Source organism: Chromohalobacter sp. HP20-39, assembly GCF_033052815.1.
In the GTDB taxonomy this organism is placed as follows: domain Bacteria; phylum Pseudomonadota; class Gammaproteobacteria; order Pseudomonadales; family Halomonadaceae; genus Chromohalobacter.
On the sequence record NZ_JAWHTP010000979.1, the window covers coordinates 1 to 250 of the forward strand.

General features: G+C 65.2%; 1 protein-coding gene. It reads left to right on the top strand.

Going from position 1 to position 250, the window contains the following annotated elements; genetic code table 11:
• On the top strand, positions 1 to 250 hold a 250-nt coding region (locus RVY79_RS20890; protein ID WP_317466522.1), incomplete at both ends, for a hypothetical protein.

The following is a 250-nucleotide window of genomic DNA, read 5'->3' on the forward strand; positions in this document are numbered from 1 at the left end:
GCCCCGGCACGCCGCAAACCGCTCAAGGTGTCTTTGTGGATGCGCCGGTCGCCGGCCTGCATTACGTGTCGGGCAACCTGAGCGGCACAACGGATGCCGCGGGCCACTTCAACTACGTGCTGGGCCAGATGGTGACCTTCTCCGTTGGCGGCGTGACCATCGGCTCTGCTGCCGGCCAAGCCGTTGTGACACCGCTTGCACTCGTGCCTGGGGCCACTGGTGTGACCAACGACACCGTCACCAATATCGG